This window comes from Acinetobacter proteolyticus, assembly GCF_000367945.1.
Classification (GTDB): Bacteria; Pseudomonadota; Gammaproteobacteria; order Pseudomonadales; family Moraxellaceae; genus Acinetobacter; species Acinetobacter proteolyticus.
The window spans coordinates 3,649,108-3,670,060 of record NZ_KB849179.1; the positions used below are offsets into that span (position 1 = coordinate 3,649,108).

The 20,953-nt window shown below is 43.4% G+C and carries 16 protein-coding genes, 2 tRNA genes and 3 rRNA genes; 10 read left to right on the plus strand and 11 right to left on the minus strand.

Translation table 11 applies throughout. The features are described 5' to 3' along the window. The first annotated feature begins 209 nt into the window (after positions 1–209). Positions 210–2,393, plus strand: coding sequence for a carboxy terminal-processing peptidase (locus F993_RS00100; protein WP_004657845.1), 2,184 nt, complete (start codon positions 210–212; stop codon positions 2,391–2,393). A gap of 71 nt (positions 2,394–2,464) precedes the next feature. Here the strand turns inward: F993_RS00100 and F993_RS00095 are convergent, their stop codons facing one another. Next, positions 2,465–2,914 (minus strand): DUF2147 domain-containing protein, encoded by a 450-nt coding sequence (locus F993_RS00095; RefSeq protein ID WP_004657849.1) that lies wholly within the window; start codon positions 2,912–2,914, stop codon positions 2,465–2,467. Between the two features lie 260 nt (positions 2,915–3,174). Next, the gene (locus F993_RS00090) at positions 3,175–4,089 is read right to left on the minus strand and encodes a LysR family transcriptional regulator (protein WP_004657852.1); all 915 of its coding nucleotides are present in this window, start codon (positions 4,087–4,089) and stop codon (positions 3,175–3,177) included. 122 nt (positions 4,090–4,211) lie between these two features. Here F993_RS00090 and F993_RS00085 point away from each other — a divergent pair, with 122 nt between their 5' ends. Both F993_RS00085 and F993_RS00080 read left to right on the plus strand, forming a co-directional pair. Next, a complete protein-coding gene (locus tag F993_RS00085) occupies positions 4,212–5,036 on the plus strand; it encodes an MBL fold metallo-hydrolase (RefSeq protein WP_004657854.1) in 825 nt (274 codons plus the stop codon). After that, a complete protein-coding gene (locus tag F993_RS00080; RefSeq protein WP_004657856.1) occupies positions 5,027–5,722 on the plus strand; it encodes a DsbA family protein in 696 nt (231 codons plus the stop codon). Before F993_RS00085 ends, F993_RS00080 begins: the two co-directional genes overlap by 10 nt. A gap of 132 nt (positions 5,723–5,854) precedes the next feature. Here F993_RS00080 and F993_RS00075 read toward each other — a convergent pair whose 3' ends face one another. The 5 genes from F993_RS00075 to F993_RS20585 all read right to left on the minus strand — a co-directional run bounded on the left by F993_RS00075 (position 5,855) and on the right by F993_RS20585 (position 9,030). Further along, entirely contained in the window at positions 5,855–6,298 is a 444-nt protein-coding gene (locus F993_RS00075) for a DUF2147 domain-containing protein (protein WP_016541492.1), read from the minus strand. 87 nt (positions 6,299–6,385) lie between these two features. Next, positions 6,386–7,054 carry an LrgB family protein gene (locus F993_RS00070; protein WP_004657859.1) on the minus strand — a complete coding sequence of 223 codons (669 nt, stop codon included), beginning with the start codon at positions 7,052–7,054 and terminating at the stop codon, positions 6,386–6,388. 11 nt (positions 7,055–7,065) lie between these two features. After that, entirely contained in the window at positions 7,066–7,428 is a 363-nt protein-coding gene (locus F993_RS00065) for a hypothetical protein (RefSeq protein WP_004657861.1), read from the minus strand. 43 nt (positions 7,429–7,471) lie between these two features. Further along, entirely contained in the window at positions 7,472–8,815 is a 1,344-nt protein-coding gene (gene hflX, locus F993_RS00060) for a ribosome rescue GTPase HflX (RefSeq protein WP_004657863.1), read from the minus strand. Positions 8,816–8,889: 74 nt separating this feature from the next. Next, positions 8,890–9,030 (minus strand): hypothetical protein, encoded by a 141-nt coding sequence (locus F993_RS20585; protein WP_004657881.1) that lies wholly within the window; start codon positions 9,028–9,030, stop codon positions 8,890–8,892. 190 nt (positions 9,031–9,220) lie between these two features. Between F993_RS20585 and F993_RS00055 the strand changes: the two genes are divergently transcribed. Further along, positions 9,221–10,051 carry a lysophospholipid acyltransferase family protein gene (locus F993_RS00055; protein ID WP_004657883.1) on the plus strand — a complete coding sequence of 277 codons (831 nt, stop codon included), beginning with the start codon at positions 9,221–9,223 and terminating at the stop codon, positions 10,049–10,051. On the opposite strand, the gene F993_RS00050 is transcribed toward F993_RS00055, so the two are convergent. Beyond that, positions 10,044–11,606, minus strand: a complete 1,563-nt coding sequence (locus F993_RS00050; RefSeq protein ID WP_407637364.1) for a phospholipase D family protein — start codon at positions 11,604–11,606, stop codon at positions 10,044–10,046. The two genes, F993_RS00055 and F993_RS00050, sit on opposite strands and share 8 nt — an antisense overlap. A gap of 169 nt (positions 11,607–11,775) precedes the next feature. Here F993_RS00050 and F993_RS00045 point away from each other — a divergent pair, with 169 nt between their 5' ends. Further along, positions 11,776–12,786, plus strand: coding sequence for a metallophosphoesterase (locus tag F993_RS00045; RefSeq protein ID WP_004657885.1), 1,011 nt, complete (start codon positions 11,776–11,778; stop codon positions 12,784–12,786). 48 nt (positions 12,787–12,834) lie between these two features. Here the strand turns inward: F993_RS00045 and F993_RS00040 are convergent, their stop codons facing one another. From F993_RS00040 to F993_RS00030, 3 genes are read right to left on the minus strand one after another with little or no spacing between them, the layout of a single operon-like run. Continuing rightward, positions 12,835–13,314, minus strand: coding sequence for an outer membrane lipoprotein YfiB (locus F993_RS00040; RefSeq protein WP_004657887.1), 480 nt, complete (start codon positions 13,312–13,314; stop codon positions 12,835–12,837). Positions 13,315–13,322: 8 nt separating this feature from the next. Further along, a complete protein-coding gene (locus F993_RS00035; RefSeq protein ID WP_032812794.1) occupies positions 13,323–14,546 on the minus strand; it encodes a diguanylate cyclase DgcN/YfiN in 1,224 nt (407 codons plus the stop codon). Between the two features lie 4 nt (positions 14,547–14,550). Beyond that, entirely contained in the window at positions 14,551–15,024 is a 474-nt protein-coding gene (locus tag F993_RS00030; RefSeq protein ID WP_004657892.1) for a regulatory sequestration protein YfiR, read from the minus strand. 556 nt (positions 15,025–15,580) lie between these two features. On the opposite strand from F993_RS00030, the gene F993_RS00025 reads away from it, so the two are divergent. The 5 genes from F993_RS00025 to rrf all read left to right on the plus strand — a co-directional run bounded on the left by F993_RS00025 (position 15,581) and on the right by rrf (position 20,946). Beyond that, positions 15,581–17,118 (plus strand): 16S ribosomal RNA (locus tag F993_RS00025). A gap of 59 nt (positions 17,119–17,177) precedes the next feature. After that, positions 17,178–17,254: transfer RNA gene (locus F993_RS00020), tRNA-Ile, on the plus strand. A 55-nt stretch (positions 17,255–17,309) separates the two neighbouring features. After that, positions 17,310–17,385, plus strand: a tRNA-Ala gene (locus tag F993_RS00015). Between the two features lie 394 nt (positions 17,386–17,779). Continuing rightward, positions 17,780–20,671 (plus strand): 23S ribosomal RNA (locus F993_RS00010). 160 nt (positions 20,672–20,831) lie between these two features. After that, positions 20,832–20,946, plus strand: a 5S ribosomal RNA gene (rrf, locus tag F993_RS00005). Together the 16S, 23S and 5S rRNA genes with 2 tRNA genes alongside form the textbook arrangement of a ribosomal RNA operon. The last annotated feature ends 7 nt before the right edge of the window (positions 20,947–20,953 follow it).

Here is a 20,953-nt window from a genome sequence, read left to right on the forward strand (position 1 = left end):
AAACGATAGCTAAATTGTGCAATGATTTGCTACATTTTGTCAGTACAGAATATGATAAAACTACATGATATTGATGATAAGTGCTTGTTGGTCATTTATTTAGGGTGACCGATGAGTTTTACATGTTGTGAAGTGCTTGGATGAAATATGTTCATTTTAATCACGTCCACATGTAATAATTGCCATATCCAAGGAAGTACCAAAATTTTATGAAACTTCAAATGATAGCGTGTGCAGTTGCAATCGCGACTGGTGGTTTATTTTTCTCTCATACCATGAATGAGGCATTTGCGGCGACTGAGGCACCTGTCGTTTCAACGGTAATCAAGCCATCACAAGAACAGGCCTTGGTTGCACGTCAGTTAGCCACATTGGTTGATCGTCAGCATTATTTAAATATGCGCCTCGACGCAACCACTTCAAACCGTATTTTGAATATGTATTTGGATAGTCTTGATCCAGATCATTCATTATTTTTAAGCAGCGAAGTAGAAGACTATCAAAAAAAATATGGGTCAACATTTGGTAGTTCATTAAAAGCGGGTAATTTAACGGGACCTTTTCTGATTCATGCGCAATATCGTGATCGTTTGAAACAATTCTATGAGTTTATGTTGGCTGAGTTGAAAAAGCCGCAGAACCTGAATCAAAAAGATGTCTATCTCGATACGGACCGTGAAAAAGCGCCGTATTTTAAAACTACAGCTGAGCAACAACAGCATTGGCAAAGAATGTTGGTGTCACAGCTGATCAATTTAACCATTAGTAAAGAAGAAGAGCAGGCCAAGCAAAAAGCGCTGAAAGCAGACCCATCACTGGCGAATGGTCAGGATTTAACTGGGCCTGAGGACTTAACCCCTGTTCAAACCTTGACGAAACGTTATACCCGTCAGTTAGAACGTATTGGCCGTGTTAAAAGCGATGATGTGCTGGATAAAACCTTAAATGCCATGTTAGCAACCTATGATCCACACAGTAACTACTATCCACCGATTGATGCGATGGAGCTGAACCGCCAGACCACTTTGCAATTGGAAGGAATTGGGGTTTCGATTCGTCCTGAACGTGGTAATGAAGATTACACCAAAATTGAAACCATCGTTGAGGGTGGTCCAGCCAGTAAATCGGGTCAGGTAAAATCAGGTGATCGCATTATTGGTGTGGCTCAAGATGGCGAGAAAATGGTCGATGTGATTGGCTGGCCAAGCTCAGAAATCGTGGGATTGATTCGTGGTAAGCGCGGTACCAAAGTGGTGGTACGTTTACTGGGTGCTGGTGCTTCGATGAGTCAAGCACGTAATGTGACCTTAACCCGTGACATTATTCAAGAAGAAGATGCGGGTGTGCGTTCACGTACCGTTGAAATTACCCGTGATGGTAAAAAGCATCTCTTTGGTGTGATTGAAATCCCATCGTTCTATTTTGACTATCGCTCTCGTCGTGCGGGTACTGAATATCGTTCAGTCTCTGAAGATACTGCGAAGGCTCTAGAGTCACTCAAAGCACAAAAAGTTGAAGGTATTCTTGTCGACTTACGTAATGATCCAGGTGGTTCTTTAGAAGAAGTGGCGCGTATGCTCGGTCAGGTGATTAAGTCTGGTCCTGTGGTGCAAATCCGTGATGGTAACGGTAACGTCAATGTATTTGAAGATACTGATGGGGGGGAGCAGATCTATGCAGGTCCAATGGCCGTTTTAGTGAATTTGGCCTCAGCATCTGCAAGTGAGATTTACTCTGCTGCGATTCAGGATTATGAGCGCGGGATTATCATTGGCAGTACTACGACTGGTAAAGGAACAGCACAGGTTCAATTAGACTCTTTGGCTTATGGTCAGGCGACGTTAACTCAGCGTAAGTTCTATCGTATTACCGGTGGCAGTACCCAAAATAAAGGTGTGATCCCAGATATCAAGTTGGTTGATATCTATAATGAAGAGTTTGGGGAGCGTAAAGCGAAGAATGCCTTGAAGTGGGATACCATTCCAACTGCACCATTTAAGCGAGAAGGCTCTGTTCAACCTTATGTGGCAAAATTGTCCCAGTTGTCTGAGCAACGTGTTGCAGCTGATTCTCAATTTAAATATTTAGAAGCACGTAAAGCAATTGCCAAGAAAACTTCAGATCAGAAGAAAGTGGTGCTCGATATTGATCAACGTCGTGCCGAGTTGATTGATCTTGAGAAACAAACCCTAAATGCCGAAAACCAGCGTCGTAGTGCGACAGGTTTAGCACCTTATGCAAATTGGGAAAGCTACCAAGCTTCGATCGATGCCTTGGTAGAGTCGCGTGCCAAAATGAAAGCACACTTACGTCCGCCATTGCCTGAAGAAGAGACCTTCATTAATGAAGCCGCAAATGTCTTGTTAGATTACTCGAAGTTGCAGTCTCGTTAACAGCTGCAGTGTTCTAGCCATAAAAAAGCCCTGTGTGATACAGGGCTTTTTTATGAGTATTTTTATTGTATTTAGTTGACCCGAATCCAGATTTGACTGCGGCCCAATACTGAGACACCAACATAACCACGTAAGTGCAAACGTTGTCCATTAGAACTCAGTTTTGCCGTCAGGCTATAGACACGGCCACTATTGGGATCAAGGATTTTCCCGCCCGTATAGGTAAGGTCTTTTTTATGTTTTAGCTTGGTGATGGCATTCAAACCTAAAATCGGTTTGTTGGTATAAGGTGCAGGGCAGCCTGTGCAAAGTTCTTTGGGTGTATAGCCAGTACGTGGGGTAATTTTGATAATTTTACCTGTATAGGAACCATCCGCTTCTTGTGTGATTTCAACTTGTCCTTTGGGTGCACCGGTTACATCGTCCACACTTTGCCAAATCCCGCTAATATCTTGAGCAAAAGCAAAATGACTTAAGGTAAAAAGAAAGAAAAAAGAAATCAGTTTTTGCAAATTGTTCATGTTCAAGCCCCCTTGTTGCCATGATGTCTTGCTATTATTTCGGATTTCTAATTACAGATTCAATCATTATTTTACAGTTGTAAATTTTTATAATTGAAGTTTCAATCAATTTTTTATGCTTCTGATCGATAAAAATCTAAGTCCTCAGAACCGAAAAATTTCGACTTTTACTGGTTTTAAGCGTTTCTGACTGTGGGCGATAACAGGCTGAACAGGTCTGTGAAATTCGCATGAAACGTTTATTTTAGTCAGGATGCCGCCTAGGTTGAAGTCCAATAATGCGGATCTGCAAAGCGCTCAACCAAGAGGTCGAGTAAGGCACGTAATGCGGCCGACATTTGGCGGCGTGTATTGTAGACACCATAAATCCCGAGTGTTTGTGGTTGCCATTCAGCTAAGAGTAGCACAAGACGTCCATCATCAATCCCGGGTCGAGCTGCATAAGCGGGTAACATCGCGATACCTGTGCCTTGTAAGGTGGCACTTAAGAGGACGTTAGATTCGTTGGCACTCAGATTGCCACCGACCAGAACTTCTGTAACACCTTCTGGACCATTGAATTGCCATAAGCTTTTGTTGAAATGTGTGTAGGGCATGCAATTGTGTAGCGCTAAATCCTCAGGTGTGCGTGGAATCCCATGCTTTGCTAAGTAAGCTGGGGCAGCGCATACCACTGAGGCACATTTTCCGAGTGGACGTGCAATGAGGTTAGGATCAAGCTCGTTGGTTACACGAATGGCAAGGTCGATGCGCTCTTGAACCAAATTAACGATGCGGTCATTGATATGTAGATCCACTGAGGTCTTCGGATAACGAAGCAAAAAGTCTGTAATCGCAGGAGTGAGCACATCTTGTGCCAAAGATTGGGAACAGCTTACTCGTAATAAACCGCTTGGCTGTTCATTTAAATCACCCACTGCTGAAGGGATTTCATTGGCAATGTCTAATAATTGACGACAGCGCAGCAGGGTTGCCTCGCCCGCAGGAGTAAGGCTCAAGCGTCTGGTTGTGCGATGGAGCAGACGCGCACCTGCCCATTGTTCCATTACGGAGAGATAACGGGTCACCATGGCACGTGAGAGATCTAATGATTCTGCTGCTGCAGTCATACTGCCACGTTCCACAATAGCAATAAATACGAAGCAGGCAGTAACACGATCCATTGAGTGATCCATGAGATAAGTCCTATTTGTTCATTTTATGCAACAAATAAGCTCATTTCAAACGGTTTTTAGCGCGATTAAATGAGCATATATTGGTTTTATTCCAATTTTACGTTTAAAAGGAGTAATTCATCATGACTCATTCTCTTTCTATCGATGTTTTTAATCCGGGCCCTGCATCTATTTTTCCAGTATCTTCAGTCCTCATTTCTGGTGAGCGCGAGGCTGTATTGATTGATGCTCAGTTCCAGCGAAATGATGCAGAAGCGTTGGTTGAAAAGATTAAAGCGGGTGGACGTAAATTAACGACCATCTATATTAGTCATAGCGATCCAGACTATTATTTCGGTCTAGATACACTGCATACAGCCTTTCCAGAGGCTAAAATTATTGCTTCTGCCCCTACAGTTGCTGCAATTGAGGCAACCAAAGAAATCAAACTTGCATACTGGGGACCACAACTTAAGGACAATGTACCGAAAGCGATTCTAGTACCTGAGGTGCTCGACGGTGATCGCTTTGAGCTAGAAGGTCATACATTACAAATTATTGGTTTAGATGGTGCAACCCCAGCGCGTAGTTTGGTATGGATCGATTCATTGAAAGCGGTTGTTGGGGGGATTCCTGTACAAGCGAATCAACATGTGTGGATGGCGGACACAGCAACATTAAGTTCTCGTCAAAACTGGTTGAAAACCTTAGAACATATTCAATCTTTAAACCCTGAGCTGGTTATACCAGGCCACTACCAACTGAGTAATGATGGTGAGCCACCTTATACGATTCAATCTGTGGCCTTTATGCAAGCGTATTTAGAGCTTTATGAAAAAGAAGTGAATACATCTGAGACGGCTGATGCACTGATTGCTGCCATGTTGAAGCATTATCCAGATCTGGCAGATCGTTCATATTTGGAGTTAGGCGCTAAAGTGGTGAAAGGGGAATTACAATGGCCTTAATCAATACCCAAACCAAAGCCAATGATGCTGTTGCGACATTACATTATATTTTCGACCCTTTATGTGGTTGGTGTTATGCCGTTGCACCTTTGGTCGAAGCGGCACGTCAAGTACCAGGTTTGAAAATTGAGTTACACGGTGGAGGCATGATGACCGCTGCCAATGGTCGTCGTAAAATGATCACACCAGCGTGGCGTGAATATGTTAAACCCAATGATCTCCGTATCGCACAACTCAGTGGACAAACTTTTGGTGATGCCTACCATGAAATTTTGTTGAATGATATGACTGCAATACTGGACTCAGAACCACCGACGATTGCGATACTCGCAGCTGAGTCGATTGCCGAGCGTGGTTTAGACATGTTGCATCGTTTGCAGCAAGCACATTATCTGGAAGGTCGACGTATTGCCGATTTCTCTGTGTTGGATGATATCGCCATAGAAATGGGTTTAGACATTCATCTGTTCAAGGCAGCAATGCAAGTGCAAGCTGGACTGGCAATCCAGCAGCACTTTGGCAAGAGTCATGCATTACTTAACCGTATCGGTGGCGGTGGTTTCCCGACATTTATATTGAGTCATGCAAATCGCCAAATCCAGCGTTTAGATAGCACGATTTGGTTAGGTCGACCTGAAGCTTGGCAAGTGCATCTAGAGCAAATGATCAAGCACGGTTCAGATTAATTTAATTTGGTTTATTTGGTTAAATAAAAAAGCTTCTTCATCTTATAAGGGTATGAAGAAGCTTTTTTTGTTGGAACCGATATCAATTTGATCAAAGAAAAGTGCGTATCATGGCTCAAAATTTTATTGATTTTACTCTGCACGAATCCAGATCTGGTTACGACCCAAAGCAGAAACACCGAGATAACCACGTAAATGCAAACGTTTGCCATTGGCGCTGAGTTTGGCCTTCATACTATAAATTTTGCCTGTATTAGGATCTAAAATACGCCCATTGGTATAGTTTAGGCCTTCGCTATATTTTAGCCCTGTCACTACATCTAAACCAACAATCGGTTTATTGGTATAGGGTGCAGGACAGTCCACACAGGTTTCTTTCGGTGTATAGCCTGTACGTGGAGTAATTTTGACTACTTTGCCTGCATAGGTGCCATTCGCTTCTTTGCGAATTTCAACCAATGCCTTAGGCGCCCCCGTTTTATCATCAATACTTTGCCAGAGCCCCGTAATATCCTCTGCAAAAGTAAAACTGCTCACCGCAGATAAAAGTAACGCACTTAATAATTGTTTGCCCATCATTAAAAATCCTTTTAACGTTTAAGCTTACATTATGGAGGATATCTGACAACTAGTTCAATCTTTATGTGATATTTGAGGCAAATTTTAAGATAAAGACAGGATAAATGTTGGCAGCCAAATGGCTGTAAATACACCATTTACTGCCATACCAAAGGCGGCATAGCGTCCTGTAACTGGACCACGTTGCCATGCTTGCGCAGTACCAATCGCATGCGCAGCTAAACCCAAGGCCAGACCTGAAGCGCGTTCATCATGAATATGTTTTAAGATCCACGGGGAGAATGCAGCCCCGATCACACCCGATAAAATCACAATCAATGTCACCATCATTAAAGGGGCATGCAGTAGTGTTGCAATGTTCAAGGCAATGGGGGTGGTCACAGCACGTGTCGCAAAAGCCATAATCGTTGGCTCAGACATGTGCAGTAAATAGGCCAAGCCCATCGGCAAAGCAACCGCACTGATACTGGCGAAACATAGGATGCCAATCATTGATTTCAGTGGTAGGTCATCATAACGCATGGCGGCTAATGGAATGGCCAAAGCAACCGTGACATAGCCAAGCAGGTGATTGAATACCCCATTCACGTTATCCATATATTGTTGGTAAGGAATACCGAAGATGGCTAAGAATGCAATCACGATAAACATGCCAAACACAATCAGCGGAACCTGAGGCATTTTTTGATTGAGTGGTTTGGCAATAAGATAACTGATGAGGGTAATCACGAAGCCATAAATAACCATCGACATAGATCAGCTCCTTATAACCAACGCTTCGCCATTTTGGCATAAATCCATAATGGCAATAACGTACTGAAAGTTAAGATAAATAAAAATGCAGGAATTTCTTTGCCCATATGTACCAACATGATTAATGAGCCTGCACAGATCGGTAGAAAAGCAAATGCACTTTCTTTTAAGATTTTGTTATTGGTATCAATTAAACGATTAGAGATTTTTTTAAATCTTCTCCAAATTAACAGGGTTGCTAATAAGCCAATCAGTCCGACCAAATTGCCCAGTTCAGGATGACCTAAAGCCTTTGTGATCGCGACAGCCCCTTCACGATAGACAATGATTAAGAGAATCGTACCAAACCAAGCTGTCCAATCAATATTCTTCATTTTCTTTGTTACTCTCGTTTATCTGAACGATGGCTGATCGCAATTATTGTGATGGATGATCGATCTCAAATTCTTCCAAAGGTCGCTGAAATAAGGAAGCTTTTTTTCCAAGAATTTCGTCTAATGGTAAATGCGCTTGTTTGATGAGTTGTTCCAGTTTATGAGGGGCAATACACACCGACAAATGCAGATCACCCTGATCGTCATACTGTTCGGATTGAATCACATTCAGCGTATAAAGTTGTGTGCGTAATTTACCGTAAGCGGGTTTTAACACTAAGTCAAATTGTTGTAATTGCCCCATCAGGCATTGTTGCACCGCTTGGCTGAGTAATTCGAGTCCTTGACCTGAATGGGCAGATACATAGACCCGATCAGGGACGTCTGCTGTTTTATAAATAATTTTGGCGGCATCACCGCTGAGATCAATTTTATTGTAGACATGCAAAATCGGGGCGTCAGCGCCAATTTCTTTGAGGACCGACTCTACGGCTTCAATCTGTTCAGGCATATTCGGACTACTGCTATCAATGACATGTAAGAGCAGCGTTGCTTCTAGCGTTTCTTCTAAAGTGGCTTTGAACGACTCAACCAGATCATGTTGCAGGTTACGAACAAAGCCGACCGTATCAGCCAGTACAACAGTACCAATACCGTCCCAATCTAAACGACGTAAGGTTGGGTCAAGGGTTGCAAACAGTTGATCGGCAGCGTAGACATCGCTTTTGGCCAGAATATTGAATAAGGTTGATTTTCCAGCATTGGTATAGCCCACCAAAGAAATGGTCGGGATGGCTGCTTTTTGACGTGCCGCACGACCTTGTAAGCGGGTTTGCTGTACTTTAATCAGTTTATCTTTGAGTTGGGTAATACGGACGCGGATTAAGCGGCGATCAGTTTCCAGTTGCGATTCACCTGGTCCACGTAAGCCAATGCCACCTTTTTGTTGTTCGAGATTACCAGTAAAACCACGAATTAAACGGGTAGATAAATGTTTAAGTTGAGCCAGTTCAACCTGTAATTTACCTTCATGGGTGCGTGCGCGTAGCGCAAAAATATCCAGAATTAAACCTGTACGGTCAATCACACGGCATTTCAGAATTCGTTCAAGATTACGCTCTTGGGCTGGTGACAGTGAATGGTCGAAAATCACCAATTCCGCTTCGAGGGTCTGGACCAACTCAGCAATCTCATCTACCTTGCCTGAACCGATAAAAAATTTCGGGTCAGGTTTATTGCGTTGCACAATCAGATGTTCAAGGATTTCAGCGCCAGCAGATTGAGCGAGCAATCGAAACTCTTCAGCATCAAGATCATCGAGGAGTTGAACAGACACACTGACTAAAATTGCCCGTTCACCGCTTTGACGCTGCTCAAAATTTTCCACGTGCTTATGAAATCCTTATTTTTAAAGTCTTATTCTAGAATAAACTTCAAGTAAAGGGCAAAGGCTTCGCGGATTTATATGATATTGCGACGGACCAGTTCAATGAATCCGACTAAGGTACCCATATATAGAATCGACCATCCCAAAAACATTCTTAAGGCATAGCCATAAGGAATGGTGGTTTGTGTTTCAGATGTCGTGCTTTGCGGGTTCATCACATCACCTTTTAATCTGTAAATTCGATTTATTTATAATATTTGATCTAATAAATCTTTTAAAATTGAAAAAATTTATGCTCACATTCGTTTTTTGTTATGAAGGAAACTTCTATAAGGCAATATCGGCATGATATAACAGGGTTAATTCAATGCATACGTGCATACATGCGTACGGTTTTAAGAATTTATGACTCAACAAGCAACAACAGTAAATCATACTCCTTTAAGTTTGTTTTCAAAATTTGGTTTATACAGTAAAAAATTAGTCGCAGGTTTAGAGACGATTGGTGAAGGTTTTTATCTTATTTACCGTCATGGTTTATATAAAGATCCAAATAATCCTGTCAATACTCGCTATGTGCAGTATTTCTGCCGCCGTTTGTGTGAAGTCTTTAATATTGAAGTTGAAGTGCATGGTGCTATTCCGCGTGAACCGGCCCTATGGGTCAGCAACCATATTTCTTGGTTGGATGTGGCTGTTTTAGGCTCAGGTGCACGTATCTTTTTCTTAGCCAAAGCTGAAGTGGAAAAGTGGCCTATTTTAGGCAACTTGGCAAAGGGTGGCGGAACTTTATTTATTAAGCGGGGCTCAGGGGATTCGATTCGAATCCGTGAGCAAATTACTGAATTTTTAAAACAAGATATTCCTGTGCTGTTCTTTCCTGAAGCCACCACAACTGATGGTAGTAAAGTGAAAAAAGTACACGGACGTTTATTAGGCGCAGCAATTGAAGCACAGCGACCTGTACAGATTTGTGTGATTTGCTATGTCAATCAACAGGGTGAACTGGATTTGGTTGCGCCGTTTATTGGCGAGATGTCCTTTGCTGAACATGTGCAACGTGTTTTGGAAATGCCTAAAGTCACGGCACATTTACTGACTTTACCTGCGATTCCAGTCGAAGGGCATACGGTAGAAACGCTGACCAAGGAAGTCGACCGCCAAATGCGCGCTGGTCTAGAGCGCTTGCAGCGAAAAGTACTCTCCGTGCTGCCAGAAAGCTTGGAAACTACATAAACCCTTCAATTGGCAGCCATGAAATCACTTTCATGCCTGCTCTTTGCCACCATTTCATCTTGGGTTCTTTGGTATAAATCAGAGGACCTTGTGGCGTTTCACGTTGCCAGGTGATTTTCTTGTTGGCATCTAAAACCAAACGATATGCATAGGTTTTTAAGTTTTGATCCATAGTGGCATGCACTGCTTGTGCCAAGGGTGGGCTATTCAGTAAGACACCAATCTCGGTATTCAAATAGGCCGATCGTGGATCAAAATTAAAAGAACCAATAAAGACCTGTTTTTCATCGAGTGCCATCAGTTTGGCATGTAGACTCGAACGACTTAAACCTTTGATATTCACCTTGGCTTTTTTGGCCAGATCTTCGGTATGTTTATCCAGATCACTTTTATCTAAAGCAGGTAAAAACTCATACAGCTGTACGCCATTTTCCAGCAGTTCTTGGCGGTATTTACCATAAAAAGCATGTACCACTGCTACGTCATTGGCTTTAAAAGAATTGGTTAATACTCTGACTTCGATCCCATCTTGTGCCAAATCACTTAAAATTTTTGTCCCTTTCTTTTCGGGAACAAAATAAGCAGAAATTAAATCGATATTCTTTTCGGGTTGTTCGAGATGGTTAATTAACTGGAAGTTGAGATGTTCTTCTTTTTTTGCTTTGGATTTAATTTTATCTGGAGAGTCTTTGACCACTTCTGCCTTGACCCAGTCGAGTGAAATATCCCGATCCATGAGGGCATCGACGGCTTGGGAGCGACTGGTTAAATCGACATAGTTTTGTACAGTGATTCGTTTATAGTGCTCATCAAGTTGCTCTTTAAGACTCTCATAGCTTAAGCGGTGAGCACTTTGTTTCACTACTTCTCGGACATCATAGGCATATTCATGATTCCAGTAATCATCAAATGATTTGGAGATATCATTTACAGCCGTACCAAACAACATCACATCCACATCAGAAAATTGATAGGTATCACTCACGTTATAATATTGATTGGTCATATTGCGACCACCAATCAAAGCAACCTGATGATCCGCAATAAAGCTCTTATTGTGCATGCGACGGTTAATGCGCTTCAAATCCAGTACCATATCAATTGCACGATATTTTCGGAAACGGTAAGGATTAAAGAGTTTTACCTCGATATTGGGATGCTGTGCCAAAGCTAAAAAAATGCCTTCAGTGTGCTTGGCATTATTATCATCAATGAGTAGTCGCACTCGAACCCCACGATCTGCAGCACGGATCAGTGCGTGCAAGGCCAAAGCTCCAACTTTGTCATTGTCCCAAATATAGTATTGTAAATCTAAGGTCTTTTCGGCTTTATCAATTAAACGTAGTCGAGCTGCAAGCGCTTCTAAGGGTTCATATAAAACGTGATAACCCGTGAGATCGGGATGCTGTTGCTGTAAGGGTTTTATGACCTGCGCCAAAGATGTTTGTGAGGTATCAATCTGTGCAGTTGTTTGAATGACAGGTTCGATTTTATGTTTAGGTAAGGTACTACAACCAGTAACAGTAAGCGCAATTGAGCAATAAATCGCAATCATACTTTTATTGTAAGCGCTTGTACTTATCTTTGTATGTTTGCTATTTAAATGAGAAAATTGCGTCATAATCGTTACTGATTAAAAGTTGGGCTCGAGTATACCACTTCATCGAAAAAGATAAATATAAGATGAGATGTATGCCCCTAAGGTAAAGTTAATGAGGGCTGTAATGTCGAATTCGGATAGTATTATTTTGGGTTTTTATCTTATTTTTGCTGTTCTGGCATTTTGGGCATTGATTCAAGCATGGGTTCATCAAGCACGTACAGAAACCATCCATCCCTTTAAAGCCTTTGTACATTTATTGGCGTTTTATCTGTCTTATTTATTAGTTCCATTGTGGTTTTTTAGCATTTATGCCGGTTGGGTTGGATATTACAGTCTCCATCAAGCAGGATTCGTTTTTTTACTCAGCAGTGTGTTGATCTATGCGCGTTTTATTGAACCGCATCAAATTCATGTTCAACATCATCAGTATCGACTGAATTCAGAGCGCGAGTTTCATCAACCGATTAAAGTGGCTTTAGTTGCTGATATGCATGTTGGATTATTTTCAGGGCATGAACGGCAATTGAAAAGTATGGTCAAGAAGTTAAATCAAGCGCAACCAGATTTGGTGGTGGTGGCAGGTGATTGGACGTATGAACCAGAGAATCGCTTGGTGCAGGAGCTTGAAGTACTCAAGCAAATTGAAGCTCCTGTATATTCAGTACCTGGTAATCATGATGAACAATATCCTGGTCCTCCAATTCAAACTTTGTTAAGTCGGGCACTTGAGCAGAATAATGTGATGGATATTGAGGGAAAGATTGTTGATTTTGATGAGTTTCGTCTGATCGGAATTGGAGATCTGTGGGCAGGCAAGGCCAATATGCGCTTTATGCCTGATTTACCTCAAGACAAACCTTGGCTGATTTTGTCGCACAATCCAGATACGGTCGATATGGTGCCGGAACTACCGACACGGCCATTAATGCTGTCGGGACATACCCATGGCGGACAGATCGAATTACCTTGGATCACCAGTTATATTATGAAGCGTGTTTCTATCTTAGGGCATAAGAAAGGTTTCTATACCCATGAACATGCCGACGTGTTTGTCACGGTGGGGACAGGGATGGTCGGTGTACCGTTTCGTTTTCGGGTACCTCCAACGATTGATATCATCGAATTGGTTTAAATAAAAAACCGACTGCATTGAGTCGGTTTTTTTATTGAAGCGATTGACTTAAGGGATAATGATGACATTGACGCGGCGGTTGCTGGCGCGGTTTTCATCAGAAGTATTTGGAACAAATGGCTGATGTGAACCACGACCCACGACGGTCAAGTTATTTTGCTTGAATCCTTGAGCTACAAAGATGCTTGAAACACTTTGAGCGCGTTCTTCAGAGAGTTTTTGGTTGTATTCTGGATTACCAATATCATCAGTATGCCCCACGATTTTTAATTTCTGTAAATCATATTTATTCAATTGAGTTGCTAAACGAACAATCTCTTGTTGATGTTCAGGCTTAATTTCTGCTTTGTTAAAATCAAATAACAAACGTTCAGGTAGACCCAACGTCCAGCCTTCATCAGTGAGAACAAAGCCTTCTTTTTTTAGCATTTTGACCTGACGATATTTCAACGGGCCAAAACTCAAGCAGCCAGCCAATGTTAGGCAGAGCAACGCAATAAATGAAATTTTAATGGTGTGAGTGCGCATAACATGTCCTAAATTTCTGGTTTATAAAGAAACCAATGTGGGTTTAAATTTTTAGCTTTATACATGGCTTGATCGGCTTGCATAATTAAATCCTCTGGATTCTCTGCAAACTGAGAAAAAGCAACCCCTAAGCTAAAACCGAAATGAATCATTTGTCCGTTAAACGCTAAAGGTTCTTTGCAACTCTCAAGAACGCCTTCAGCAATAGCGGTTAGATGATCAGCGTGATGGATTGAATGAAGAATGATGGCAAACTCATCCCCCCCTAAACGAGCAATAAAATCCTCGTGGCGAACTGATAGTCTTAAACGAGATGCCATTTCTTTTAAAACGGCATCACCTGCTAAATGCCCATATTCATCATTAATCACTTTAAACTTGTTATTGTCGATAAATAATAAGGCCGAGTTGTGACGGTATTGCGGATTTTCAAAGATATTAAATAGTTCTTGATAAAAATAATGACGATTTGGCAAGCTCGTCAATTGATCATGATGAGCTTGGAATGAAAGTTGACGATTTTCTTTTTGCAAATGGGTATGCCAAATTTGAATTTCTTCTAGCAATTCATTGAATACAGTATTTAAATTTTGAAACTCGTGAATATGGTTGTTGGGGAAGCGTAAATTATAAGCTTTTTGATCACTCACCAATTGTGCAATATGGGTGAGTGGCTTGATTGCTTGCATAATTTGACGATAAGTAATATTCACCGACCACAATAATGCAATCACAATGAAAAACATTGAAATTGCTAGACCAATAATAATGGTCTTTAAAAAATGCAAAATATTTTCAGAGCTACCATACAGCACCAGTTCGCCTACTTTCTTCTTATGATGGACCACCATGAGCTTAACCGGATCATGTAAAAACCAACGATCCATTAAATCTTGCATCACTGATGTATGTGCAACTTTTTTAGTACTCTCAGCCAAGAGTTGTTGCTGTGGATCATAAACATGAATACTACGGATTGCATGTTCACTGGTGTAATCATCAAGGATTTGGTCAATTGCGCCTTTATCTCTAAACACCACGGCTGGCTGAACACGTTCCAAAACGGTTTGGCTTAATAACTGTAAATTCTGTTTTGCATAAGTTTCCATGGTGAACATGGAAATTGTGGCAAAAGTAAAAGAACAGATGACGAAGGTAATGGCAAAAATCGCAAACTGTGATTTACGGAATAACGCGTGTAAGGAGGTTGATTGATATAAATTTGAAATCACTGTCTTACCCCGCATTCTTCGCTAAAAGTAAAACACGAGGATCAATATGGACTTTGGAATAAGTTAATGCATCCAAATTCACTTTAAAGGTCGAAAACGTCTTTTTATTGTATAAGCAGAAAATACTCCCCACTTCGCAAGCAGGATTGTTGGTACTTAAGGAAAGCAATGATCGAGAAGGATAGGCCTGAATCAAGTTTTGCTGTTGTTGTGGTGAGGTTGTTGTGAAATAGGCAACATGACATTCTGTTCTTTGAAAGTCTTTAGCAGCGACAGCCTGAACTTGATATTCATAAGCAAGCTGACGAATATTGGCTTGAAACTGGTTTGCTGCATCTGGATTGTCGATCACACAGATCGTCGGACGACTTGTGTTGGTCCATTTGCTATAACTTAATATCGACAAAGCCAATTCATAAAAGTTATGTGTAGAAATGGCATAGCAAAACGGGCTCGCAGCAAAAGATGCAGCAAGCAATAAATATCGAGCCTTTTTACCAGCAAACCGTATTTTCAATCAAAAGTGCCAAAAAGTGTGAAGCAAGAGACATATTCTACTGGACTTAATTGTTTAAAAAAAGTTCTTAAACACAAAGAAAAAGCATTAAAAGTAACTGGTGCGTTCAAAAAATACACACTCGAATAAAAAAGTTGAGAAAGGGGGTTGTGTTGTGTTGTGAATGCTGTAGAATGCACATCCATCGGCGGTGATGCAGATAAAAACTTGTTGAGAAACAAGGATTTGGCTGGAAAGGTTGGATTCTTGGGTTGATTGATAAGTTTGCTAAATATCTAAATTACCTGTTGACTTTTAAGAAATTGAGAGTAATATAGCCGACCTAGCTTGATGATGACGAATCATCGAGAAGATCATTAAGAGAATAGAAGAACAACTTGTGTGGATTTTTACTAGTTAATCAATCGAAAATATTTCATTGATTGAAGAGTAGAAATTTCTCGAAGTTTATTTGAGCGAATTTTTAGTCAGAAAATTGATGAGCCAAGATTTGTAGCCATAAGCTACTAATGATTTTAAACTGAAGAGTTTGATCATGGCTCAGATTGAACGCTGGCGGCAGGCTTAACACATGCAAGTCGAGCGGAGTGATGGTGCTTGCACTATCACTTAGCGGCGGACGGGTGAGTAATGCTTAGGAATCTGCCATTTAGTGGGGGACAACATTCCGAAAGGAATGCTAATACCGCATACGTCCTACGGGAGAAAGCAGGGGATCTTCGGACCTTGCGCTAAATGATGAGCCTAAGTCGGATTAGCTAGTTGGTGGGGTAAAGGCCTACCAAGGCGACGATCTGTAGCGGGTCTGAGAGGATGATCCGCCACACTGGGACTGAGACACGGCCCAGACTCCTACGGGAGGCAGCAGTGGGGAATATTGGACAATGGGCGGAAGCCTGATCCAGCCATGCCGCGTGTGTGAAGAAGGCCTTTTGGTTGTAAAGCACTTTAAGCGAGGAGGAGGCTACCTGGATTAATACTCTAGGATAGTGGACGTTACTCGCAGAATAAGCACCGGCTAACTCTGTGCCAGCAGCCGCGGTAATACAGAGGGTGCGAGCGTTAATCGGATTTACTGGGCGTAAAGCGTGCGTAGGCGGCTTTTTAAGTCGGATGTGAAATCCCCGAGCTTAACTTGGGAATTGCATTCGATACTGGGAAGCTAGAGTATGGGAGAGGATGGTAGAATTCCAGGTGTAGCGGTGAAATGCGTAGAGATCTGGAGGAATACCGATGGCGAAGGCAGCCATCTGGCCTAATACTGACGCTGAGGTACGAAAGCATGGGGAGCAAACAGGATTAGATACCCTGGTAGTCCATGCCGTAAACGATGTCTACTAGCCGTTGGGGCCTTTGAGGCTTTAGTGGCGCAGCTAACGCGATAAGTAGACCGCCTGGGGAGTACGGTCGCAAGACTAAAACTCAAATGAATTGACGGGGGCCCGCACAAGCGGTGGAGCATGTGGTTTAATTCGATGCAACGCGAAGAACCTTACCTGGTCTTGACATAGTAAGAACTTTCCAGAGATGGATTGGTGCCTTCGGGAACTTACATACAGGTGCTGCATGGCTGTCGTCAGATCGTGTCGTGAGATGTTGGGTTAAGTCCCGCAACGAGCGCAACCCTTTTCCTTATTTGCCAGCGGGTTAAGCCGGGAACTTTAAGGATACTGCCAGTGACAAACTGGAGGAAGGCGGGGACGACGTCAAGTCATCATGGCCCTTACGACCAGGGCTACACACGTGCTACAATGGTCGGTACAAAGGGTTGCTACCTAGCGATAGGATGCTAATCTCAAAAAGCCGATCGTAGTCCGGATTGGAGTCTGCAACTCGACTCCATGAAGTCGGAATCGCTAGTAATCGCGGATCAGAATGCCGCGGTGAATACGTTCCCGGGCCTTGTACACACCGCCCGTCACACCATGGGAGTTTGTTGCACCAGAAGTAGGTAGTCTAACCGTAAGGAGGACGCTTACCACGGTGTGGCCGATGACTGGGGTGAAGTCGTAACAAGGTAGCCGTAGGGGAACCTGCGGCTGGATCACCTCCTTAACGAAAGATTGGTGACTGGTAAGAATCCACAACAAGTTGTTCTTCGAAGATGTATCTGAGGGTCTGTAGCTCAGTTGGTTAGAGCACACGCTTGATAAGCGTGGGGTCACAAGTTCAAGTCTTGTCAGACCCACCAAATCTGATTGCAGTAGCTTGGATTGAAAGATATGTCGTTCATTAAGTGATAAGCTGGGGACTTAGCTTAGTTGGTAGAGCGCCTGCTTTGCACGCAGGAGGTCAGGAGTTCGACTCTCCTAGTCTCCACCAAATTCGAGGAAAAACAAAGCAACGCTTTGACCGAGAATTTAAGCTAAGAAGATTATAGAGTTTAGTGAATACAGTCCAAGTTGACTGGTTTATTAATCTCTGTGATTTATCACAGTTTACTACGCACCGACGAGGTGGTAGTTAATCATTAACAGATTAGTAGAATTGAGTCTGAAATAAATTGTTCACTCATTCTTTGATTTAAACGTTTCGATGTTTAAGTTGAATGAAATGAGAACTAGCAAAAACACTGAATCAAGCGTTTTGGTATATGAATTTAGATTGAAGCTGTACGGTGATTAAGTTCACGAAACAACAAGCTGTATGAATTAATGTTTACATTGATTCTGTTGCTACACCCACTTGTAGGTGTAACGACTGTTTGGGGTTGTATAGTCAAGTAATTAAGTGCATGTGGTGGATGCCTTGGCAGTCAGAGGCGATGAAAGACGTGATAGCCTGCGAAAAGCTCCGGGGAGGCGGCAAATATCCTTTGATCCGGAGATTTCTGAATGGGGGAACCCACCCGCTATAAGGCGGGTATCATAAGCTGAATACATAGGCTTATGAAGCGAACGAGGGGAAGTGAAACATCTCAGTACCCTTAGGAAAAGAAATCAATTGAGATTCCCTTAGTAGCGGCGAGCGAACGGGGATCAGCCCATTAAGTTATGTGTGTTCTAGTGGAACGCTCTGGGAAGTGCGAACGTAGAGGGTGATATTCCCGTACACGAAAGGGCACACATAATGATGACGAGTAGGGCGAGGCACGTGAAACCTTGTCTGAATATGGGGGGACCATCCTCCAAGGCTAAATACTCCTGACTGACCGATAGTGAACCAGTACCGTGAGGGAAAGGCGAAAAGAACCCCTGTGAGGGGAGTGAAATAGATCCTGAAACCGCATGCATACAAGCAGTGGGAGCCGACTTGTTCGGTGACTGCGTACCTTTTGTATAATGGGTCAGCGACTTATATTCAGTAGCAAGGTTAACCGCATAGGGGAGCCGTAGAGAAATCGAGTCTTAATAGGGCGTTTAGTTGCTGGGTATAGACCCGAAACCAGGCGATCTATCCATGAGCAGGTTGAAGGTTGGGTAACACTAACTGGAGGACCGAACCCACTGTCGTTGAAAAGCCAGGGGATGACTTGTGGATAGGGGTGAAAGGCTAATCAAGCCTGGTGATAGCTGGTTCTCCCCGAAAGCTATTTAGGTAGCGCCTCGGACGAATACCATTGGGGGTAGAGCACTGTTTCGGCTAGGGGGTCATCCCGACTTACCAAACCGATGCAAACTCCGAATACCAATGAGTACTATCCGGGAGACAGACTGCGGGTGCTAACGTCCGTAGTCAAGAGGAAAACAATCCAGACCGCCAGCTAAGGCCCCAAAATCATAGTTAAGTGGGAAACGATGTGGGAAGGCATAGACAGCTAGGAGGTTGGCTTAGAAGCAGCCACCCTTTAAAGAAAGCGTAATAGCTCACTAGTCGAGTCGGCCTGCGCGGAAGATGTAACGGGGCTAAAACTATGTGCCGAAGCTGCGGATTTGACTTTAAGTCAAGTGGTAGGGGAGCGTTCTGTAAGCCGATGAAGGTGTATTGAGAAGTATGCTGGAGGTATCAGAAGTGCGAATGCTGACGTGAGTAACGACAAAACGGGTGAAAAACCCGTTCGCTGAAAGACCAAGGGTTCCAGTCCAACGTTAATCGGGGCTGGGTGAGTCGACCCCTAAGGCGAGGCCGAGAGGCGTAGTCGATGGGAAATTGGTTAATATTCCAATACTTCTGTGTAATGCGATGAGAGGACGGAGAAGGTTAAGTCAGCCTGGCGTTGGTTGTCCAGGTGGAAGGTTGTAGGCATGTATCTTAGGCAAATCCGGGGTACTCTATGCTGAGAACTGATAGCAAGCTGTACTTGTACAGTGAAGTGGCTGATACCATGCTTCCAGGAAAAGTCTCTAAGCTTCAGTTACACAGGAATCGTACCCGAAACCGACACAGGTGGTCAGGTCGAGTAGACCAAAGCGCTTGAGAGAACTCTGCTGAAGGAACTAGGCAAAATGGTACCGTAACTTCGGGAGAAGGTACGCTGCTGACGGTGATGGGACTTGCTCCCTGAGCTATTGGCAGCCACAGAAACCAGGCCGCTGCAACTGTTTATTAAAAACATAGCACTCTGCAAACACGAAAGTGGACGTATAGGGTGTGATGCCTGCCCGGTGCTGGAAGGTTAATTGATGGGGTTAGCGTAAGCGAAGCTCTTGATCGAAGCCCCAGTAAACGGCGGCCGTAACTATAACGGTCCTAAGGTAGCGAAATTCCTTGTCGGGTAAGTTCCGACCTGCACGAATGGCATAATGATGGCGGCGCTGTCTCCAGCAGAGGCTCAGTGAAATCGAAATCGCTGTGAAGATGCAGTGTACCCGCGGCTAGACGGAAAGACCCCGTGAACCTTTACTGCAGCTTGACATTGAACTTTGACCTTACTTGTGTAGGATAGGTGGGAGGCTTTGAAGTACGAACGCTAGTTTGTATGGAGCCGTCCTTGAAATACCACCCTGGTAATGTTGAGGTTCTAACTCTGCCCCGTAATCCGGGGCGAGGACCATGTCTGGTGGGTAGTTTGACTGGGGCGGTCTCCTCCTAAAGAGTAACGGAGGAGTACGAAGGTGCGCTCAGCGTGGTCGGAAATCACGCGTAGAGTATAAAGGCAAAAGCGCGCTTAACTGCGAGACCCACAAGTCGAGCAGGTACGAAAGTAGGTCTTAGTGATCCGGTGGTTCTGTATGGAAGGGCCATCGCTCAACGGATAAAAGGTACTCTGGGGATAACAGGCTGATACCGCCCAAGAGTTCATATCGACGGCGGTGTTTGGCACCTCGATGTCGGCTCATCTCATCCTGGGGCTGAAGCAGGTCCCAAGGGTATGGCTGTTCGCCATTTAAAGAGGTACGCGAGCTGGGTTTAGAACGTCGTGAGACAGTTCGGTCCCTATCTACCGTGGGCGCTGGAAATTTGAGAGGATCTGCTCCTAGTACGAGAGGACCAGAGTGGACGAACCTCTGGTGTACCGGTTGTGACGCCAGTCGCATCGCCGGGTAGCTATGTTCGGAAGGGATAACCGCTGAAAGCATCTAAGCGGGAAGCCTACCTCAAGATAAGATTTCCCTAGGAATTTATTCCTCTAAAGAGCCGTTCGAGACTAGGACGTTGATAGGTTGGGTGTGGAAGCACGGTGACGTGTGAAGCTGACCAATACTAATTGCTCGTGAGGCTTGACTATACAACACCCAAACAGTTGTTGTATTCAAGATAAATTCAATACATAACTTGATTTAGTGTCAAAACTAGTTACAATACCGACTCGATTAAACTAATCCGTTAATAACTCTTTCGGTACTAAGTGGCAAAAAACGTAAGACCACCCAAAACCAAAACAGTTTGCTGGCGACAATAGCAAGAGTGAACCACCTGATCCCTTCCCGAACTCAGAAGTGAAACCTCTTAGCGCTGATGGTAGTGTGGCACTTGCCATGTGAGAGTAAGTCATCGCCAGCTTTTAAAT